This window comes from Streptomyces sp. CC224B, assembly GCF_030010595.1.
Taxonomy (GTDB): domain Bacteria; phylum Actinomycetota; class Actinomycetes; order Streptomycetales; family Streptomycetaceae; genus Streptomyces; species Streptomyces longispororuber.
The window spans coordinates 65,626-72,285 of record NZ_JASCXL010000043.1; the positions used below are offsets into that span (position 1 = coordinate 65,626).

7 protein-coding genes are annotated in these 6,660 nt (G+C 76.2%); 6 read left to right on the plus strand and 1 reads right to left on the minus strand.

All coding sequences use genetic code 11. The annotated features are described in order from the left end of the window. The first annotated feature begins 35 nt into the window (after positions 1-35). From QK440_RS18865 to QK440_RS18885, 5 genes are all read left to right on the plus strand, one after another. A complete protein-coding gene (locus tag QK440_RS18865; RefSeq protein WP_282794294.1) occupies positions 36-1,052 on the plus strand; it encodes an ABC transporter substrate-binding protein in 1,017 nt (338 codons plus the stop codon). Further along, a complete protein-coding gene (locus QK440_RS18870) occupies positions 1,049-2,143 on the plus strand; it encodes an iron ABC transporter permease (protein WP_282794295.1) in 1,095 nt (364 codons plus the stop codon). The genes QK440_RS18865 and QK440_RS18870 overlap by 4 nt, the downstream gene beginning before the upstream one ends. Then, the gene (locus tag QK440_RS18875) at positions 2,140-2,994 is read left to right on the plus strand and encodes a heme ABC transporter ATP-binding protein (RefSeq protein WP_282794296.1); all 855 of its coding nucleotides are present in this window, start codon (positions 2,140-2,142) and stop codon (positions 2,992-2,994) included. The genes QK440_RS18870 and QK440_RS18875 overlap by 4 nt, the downstream gene beginning before the upstream one ends. Before the next feature lie 80 nt (positions 2,995-3,074). Further along, positions 3,075-3,848, plus strand: coding sequence for an FTR1 family protein (locus QK440_RS18880; RefSeq protein WP_282794297.1), 774 nt, complete (start codon positions 3,075-3,077; stop codon positions 3,846-3,848). A gap of 13 nt (positions 3,849-3,861) precedes the next feature. Further along, positions 3,862-4,836 (plus strand): hypothetical protein, encoded by a 975-nt coding sequence (locus tag QK440_RS18885; protein ID WP_282794298.1) that lies wholly within the window; start codon positions 3,862-3,864, stop codon positions 4,834-4,836. A 13-nt stretch (positions 4,837-4,849) separates the two neighbouring features. On the opposite strand, the gene QK440_RS18890 is transcribed toward QK440_RS18885, so the two are convergent. Continuing rightward, entirely contained in the window at positions 4,850-5,596 is a 747-nt protein-coding gene (locus QK440_RS18890) for a bifunctional DNA primase/polymerase (RefSeq protein ID WP_282794299.1), read from the minus strand. Positions 5,597-5,766: 170 nt separating this feature from the next. Here QK440_RS18890 and QK440_RS18895 point away from each other — a divergent pair. Next, on the plus strand, positions 5,767-6,660 hold an 894-nt coding region (locus QK440_RS18895; RefSeq protein ID WP_282794300.1), incomplete at its 3' end, for a glycerophosphodiester phosphodiesterase.

A 6,660-nucleotide genomic window follows, 5' to 3' on the forward strand; every position in this document is an offset into this window, starting at 1 on the left:
ACCACGGCAACCACACGACGGGACGGTGGACTTCGGTGCGCAGACCGCGCTCACTCCGGACGGCCGGCACCTTGGCGGCCCTGCTCGCCCTCACCCTCGCCGGATGCGGAGCCTCCGGTGACGGGGCTTCAGGGGGCGCGGGACCGCGGACCGAAGGCGTCCGCGCCGACCGTGTCGAACCCCTCGCGGACCGGCCGCCGGCGGCGGAGCTCCCGGTGACCGTGGACTCCGCCGACGGCGGGAAGGTCACGGTCGAGGACACGCGCCGCGTGGTGCCGCTCAGCGGCGGTCTGAACGAGATCGTGTTCACCCTGGGCCTCGGCGAGCGCGTGGTGGCGCGCGACATCACCGCCACCTTCGCCCAGGCGAAGAAGCTGCCGGTGGTGACCCGGGCGCACGACGTGTCGGCGGAGAGCGTGCTGTCGCTCAAGCCGAGCGTCGTCCTCGCCGAGACCACCACCGGACCCGCCGAGGCCCTCGACCAGATCCGGGACGCGGGCGTCCCGGTCGTCGTCCTCGCCCCGGCCAAGGGCCTGGACGACGTCGGCCCGCGCATCGGGGCCGTCGCGAAGGCCCTCGGCGTACCGAAGGCGGGCCAGGCCCTGACGGCCCGTACGGAACAGCGGATCGCCAAGGTGCGCGCGTCCGTGCCCGGCCGGGCGAAGAAGCCGCGCGTGGCCTTCCTGTACCTGCGCGGCTCCGCCTCCGTCTACCTGCTCGGCGGCCGGGAGTCCGGCGCGAGCCCGCTCCTGGAGGCGGCGGGCGCGGTCGACGCGGGCAAGGCGTCCGGCCTGCGCAAGGACTTCACGCCCATCACCAGCGAGGCCCTCGCGAAGGCCGCGCCCGACGCGATCCTGGTGATGTCCAAGGGGCTCGACTCCGTCGGCGGCGTCGACGGCCTGGTGAAGATCCCGGGCGTCGCCGAGACGCCCGCGGGCATGGACCGCCGCGTGGTGTCCGTCGAGGACGGGGTCCTGCTGAACTACGGCCCGCGCACCGACCGGGTGCTCGCCTCGCTCGTCGACCAGCTCTACGCGAAGGACGCCACGTGACGGTCGCCGCCGAGCCTGTCGACGCGGCTCCCGCGCGGGACACGGCCACGGCGCCGCGCGGACGCCGCCGCGCCCCCGCGCTCCTCACCGCCGCCCTGGTCACCGCGCTCGCCGTCCTGTGCCTGCTGTCCGCGGGCCTCGGCGCGTACGACATCCCGCTCGGCGACGTCCTCGGCTCCGTCCGGCACCGCGCGGGCCTCGGCGGGCACGCGCTCGGCCGGGTGCCGGAGAGCGTGCTGTGGAACGTGCGGCTGCCGCGGGTGACGCTCGCGCTGCTCGTGGGCGCCGCGCTGGGGTGCGCGGGCGCCCTGATGCAGGGCGTGTTCGGCAACCCGCTGGCCGAGCCGGGCGTCATCGGCATCTCCTCCGGCGCCGCCGTGGGCGCGGTCGGCTCGATCGCGCTCGGCCTGAGCTTCCTCGGCACCTGGACGGTCACCGTCTTCGCCTTCGCCGCCGGACTGGTGACGGTCCTGCTCGTGTACGTCCTGTCGCGCGAGGGCGGCCGTACGGAAGTGGTGACGCTGATCCTCACCGGCATCGCCGTGAACGCCTTCGCGGGCGCGCTGATCGGCCTGTTCCTCTTCTTCGCCGACAACGCGCAGGTCTCGCAGATCACGTTCTGGCAGCTCGGTTCGCTCGCCCAGGCCACCTGGCCGAAGGTGCTCGCGGTACTGCCGTGCGCGGCGGCCGGGCTGCTCGTCGCGCCGCTGTACGCGCGGAAGCTGGACCTGCTGGCGCTCGGCGAGCGGCCCGCGCGGCACCTGGGCGTGGACGTGGAGCGGCTGCGGATGGTCCTGGTGCTCGTGGTGGCGCTGCTCACGGCCGCCGCCGTGGCGGTGGCCGGGGTCGTCACGTTCGTGGGGCTGCTCGTGCCGCACCTGCTGCGGATGGCGGCCGGGCCCGGGCACCGCTTCCTGGTGCCGGGCAGCGCGCTCGGCGGGGCCGTGGTGCTCGTCGGCGCCGACCTCGCGGCCCGGACCGTGGCCGCGCCCGCCGAGCTGCCGCTCGGCGTGCTCACCGCGCTGTTCGGCAGCCCGTTCTTCTTCTGGCTGCTGCGCAGGACCCGCCGCAGGCAAGGGGGTTGGGCATGACCACCGTGATCGGCCGGGCGGGCAGGCGGCTGTTCGGCGCCCGGGAGCGGGCGCTGCCGGAGCCGGTCGCGCCGGGCTGCGTCCTCGCCGAGGCCACCGGCGTTCACCTCGCGCTCGGCGGCCGCGAGGTCCTCCGGGGCGTCTCGGTGACCGCCCGTGCGGGCGAGGTCCTCGCCCTGGTCGGCCCGAACGGCGCGGGCAAGTCCACGCTGCTCGCCGCGCTCGCCGCCGACCTGCCCGTCGCCTCCGGCGCCGTACGGATCTGCGGCCGGGACGCCGGGGACTGGTCCGCGGCCGACCTCGCGCTGCGCCGGGCCGTGCTGCCGCAGGCGGCGACGGTGTCGTTCCCCTTCCCCGTCGAGGACGTGGTCCGGATGGGGCGCGCGCCCTGGGCCGGGACGCGCCGTGAGGAGGACGACGACGCGGCCGTCCGCGCGGCGATGGCGGCCACGGAGGTGGGCGCGTTCGCCCGGCGGCCGTTCTCCGCGCTCAGCGGCGGCGAGCGGGCCCGGGTCGCGCTGGCCCGCGTCCTCACCCAGCGGACGCCGCTGCTGCTGCTCGACGAGCCGACGGCCGCGCTGGACCTGCGCCACCAGGAGCTGGTGCTCGGGATCTGCCGGGAGCGGGCCGCCGCGGGCGTGGCCGTGGTCGTCGTCCTGCACGACCTGGGGCTGGCGGCGGCGTACGCGGACCGGGCGGTGGTGCTGTGCTCGGGCGAGGTGGCGGCGGACGGCGCGCCCGGCGACGTCTTCGACGAGACCCTGCTCTCCGACGTGTACCAGCAGCCCGTGGAGGTGTTTCCGCACCCCCGCACGGGGGCGACGCTGGTCGCCCCCCGGCGCTCCGCATAGATTCCCCTCGTGCGCGCGTTCGACACCGGGCCGCGCGGTCCGGTGCCCGGCGGCGCCGTCCACGGGGGAGGCACGAGGCGATGTGGGGCACGTATCTGACCGGTCTGCGCGGCGGTCTCGAGGCGGCGGTGGCCGTGGGCCTGCTCCTCGCGTACGCGGCGGCGGCCGGGCGGCGCGGCACGCGCGGCCCGGTGGCCGCGGGCGCCGGGGCCGCGGCGGCGCTCTGCCTCGGCTTCGGGTGCGCGTTCACCTTCGGCTCGCGGGAGTTGACGTACCTCGCCCACGAGACCCTGGGCGGCGTCCTCGCGGTACTCGCGGCCGGGGCGCTGACGTGGCTGGTGCCGCGGGCGCGGCGGGGCGCGGCGCCGTGGGCCGCGGCGGCCTTCCTGGGGGTGGCCCGCGAGGGGCTCGTGACCTCGGAGGCCCTGTGGGAGTCGGTGCGGTCGGCGCGCGAGAGCACGGCCGGGCCACCGGCCGGGATGCTCCTCGGCCTGCTGACCGCGGGGGTGCTCGCGGCGCTCCTCGCCCGCGGGGCGGCCCGCCTGCCCGGGTCCTGGGCGGGGGTGCCGCTCGCCCTGGTGGCGGCGGGCGCCCTCGCCTCCGGGGTGCGCCACCTCCAGGAGGCGGGGCACCTCGGCGGCCTGGAGGACCGGGCGTTCGACGTGGTGGCCGCGGTCCCGCCGGACAGTTGGTACGGGGCGCTGCTCCAGGGCGCCTGCGGCTTCCAGCCGGGCCCGACGACGCTCCAGGCGGCGGTGTGGGCGCTGTACCTGGTGCCGGCGGTTGTGCTGGCGCGCTCCCGCATGCTCGCGCCGGACGGGCCCCCGGTAGGGTTCGGGCCCGGTAAGGGGTAGGTGAAGGGGTCCCATGATCAGGGTTCGCAGGCTCAGGCGGCTCGGCACCTCGGCGGCGGCGGTGGCCGCCCTGTCGGTGGCGGCGAGCGGGTGCGTGACGGTGCACGGCGAGCGGGAGGTCGTCCCCGCCGCGACCGAGCCCGAGGCCGCCCGCGCCGTCAAGGACTTCCTGCGCGCCTACAACGCGGCCGACAAGGCGTACGACCCCGCTCTGGACGCGGCCCGCGTGACCGGCCCGCTCGGGGCCATCAACCAGGCGGGCCTGAAGGCCCGGCAGGCCCAGCACCCGGGCGGCAACCCCCGGCACGTGCCGCTGGCGTTCAGGGACGTGCGGTACTCCATCCCCAAGAAGGCGGGCTGGCCCCGGTTCTTCGTCGTGGACGCGCTCAGCAACCGCAAGCCGCACGGCTACCGCTGGCTGATGGTCTTCACCCGCGGCGGCAACGGCCAGCCGTGGGAGGCCGCGTACCTGAACCTGGTCCTGCCGGAGCGGATCCCCGCCCTGAAGAAGGACGAGGACGGGTACGCGGAGCCGGTCGCCGCCGGCCGGTCCGGGCTCGCGGTGGCGCCCCGGCGGCTCGGCGAGGAGTACACGGCGTACCTGAAGTCGGGCGGCGACACGTTCGCGGCGGGCCCGCACACCTCGCAGTGGAAGGCGGCCCGCGACAGGAACAAGAAGCGGCTCGGCCTGGCCGTGCAGTACCTGGACCAGCCGCAGAACACCGGCGCGTTCGCCCCGGTGGGCCTGCGCACCCGCGACGGCGGCGCGCTCGTCTTCTTCTCCACCCACCACTACGAGAAGCAGACCGCGTCCAAGGGCCTCACGGTCCCCGTGCAGCCGGACGTCAAGGCCCTCATGAAGGGCGAGGCGAAGCAGTCGGTCACGCTGGAGCGCGTCTCGAACCAGGTCTCCCTGACCCCCGAGGGCTCGGGCAAGGTCGCGATACTCAGCCGTATGCAGGGCCTGGTGGGCGCGACGGGGGAATGACCGTCGTCGCCCCTCAGCCCCGCAGGGGCCAGGCCGCGACGTCCTCCCGGGGCTCCCCCGCGTACCGCGCGCATTCGTCCGTGAGGATCTCGAGCAGCGTCAGCGGGTCGGGCAGCGGGAACTCCGGCCCCCGCACCCAGTGGACCCCGAGGTCACCCGGGAGCCGCGCCGGCGGCACGAGCACGTAGGACCCGCGGCAGTGCCACCGCAGCCCCGGGTGCTCGTCCATCGTCTCGGGGTGGCAGTCCAGCTCGCAGGGCCACCACTCGTCCTCGTCCTCCGGCGTGCCCCGCGTCGCCGTGAAGAAGAGCATCCGGCCCTGGTCGTGCGCCCCGTCGGACTCGGCGACGGGCCCCACCTCGATGCCCTGGGCGAGCAGCCGCTCCAGCGCGGCGCGCCCGGCCTCCAGGGGCACGTCGAGGACGTCGTGCACCATGCCCGTGGCGGTGATGAAGTTGGCCTGCGGCTGGTGCCGGGCCCAGCGCTCGATCTGCGCGCGGTCCGTCGTGGACTGCGTCTGCCAGGCGAAGGAGACGGGGTGGCGGGCGGGCGTGGGACAGCCGATGCGGTCGCAGGAGCAGCGGTACCCGGCCGGGTGCGCGGCGGGGGCGAGCGGCAGTCCCGCGGCGGCGACGGCGAGCAGCAGGTCCTCACGGCGCGCGCCTTCGGCCTCACCGTCCGCGTCCGCGCGGGAGCGCCGGCGAAGCCACTGGGAGATCCTGCTCTGCGCGCCGGACGTCCGGCCGAACTCTGCGCCCATCTATCGCCTCACCTCGCCGTCGTGCGGAACAGCATGACCTATGGTCGCACCATCCTGCTCCCCGGGGGGCCGTAGCCCACATCCGGGGTAGCTGGGGTGATGCAAGGCGGTGGGTGACATACCGCGCCAATACGGGCGAAGAGCCGTTTTCCACTCCTACGGTGGTCGCCATGGTCACACGGACTGTGCTGTCAGGCGTCACCGCCCTGGCCCTCACCGGGCCCACCGCGTTCCTGGCCCCGCTGGAGTGGGGCGGCGGCCCGCTCACCGTGGACGCGCTGCCGCCGGTCGTCTACACCGCGCACCGCGGCGGCGCCCTGGAGGTGCCGGAGAACAGCATGTCGGGCCTGGTCGCGGCGGTCGGGCGGGGCACGGCGCAGGTCATCGACGCCGATACGCGGATGCTGCGCGACGGCACGCTCGTGGTGATGCACGACGCGACCCTGGACCGCACGACGTACGCCGAGGGGCCCGTCCGCGCGCTGACCGCCCGGGACTGGGAGCGCGTACGGCTGCGGCCGCCCGCGCACGTGCCCGGGCGGTGGCGCGAGGAGCGGCCGCCGACGGTGGCGGAGGTCCTGGACCGGTTCGGCGGGCGGGTCATGCTGATGCTGGAGACGAAGGACCCGCGGAGCCTGTCCCGGCTGAGCGAGATGATCCACGCGCGCGGCCTGGCCCGGTCGGTGTTCGTGAACTCCAACCGGCCGTGGGTGGCCCGGCGCGCGCACCAGCTCGGGCTGCTCGCGCAGCTCTGGCGGTCGAGGAGCCAGCTGCGCACGGACCGCCCGGAGCGCTGGGCGCCGTTCGTCGACGTCCTGGCGGTGGACTACAAGGCGCGCGACGAGGACCTGCGGCGGGCGGTCAACTCCGGCATCCCGCGCGTGTGGGCGCACACGGTGACCACCCCGGCGCAGCGCGACCGGGCGCTCCGCCTCGGCTGCAACGGGGTCATCACGGACGCGCCCGGGCTGCTGTCCCGGACGCCGGTCGCGGGCGCGGCGAAGGCGGCCCGGCGCCCGCCGGGCCGGGCCGCCGCCGCGGCGGGGCGAGCGGAAGAGCACACG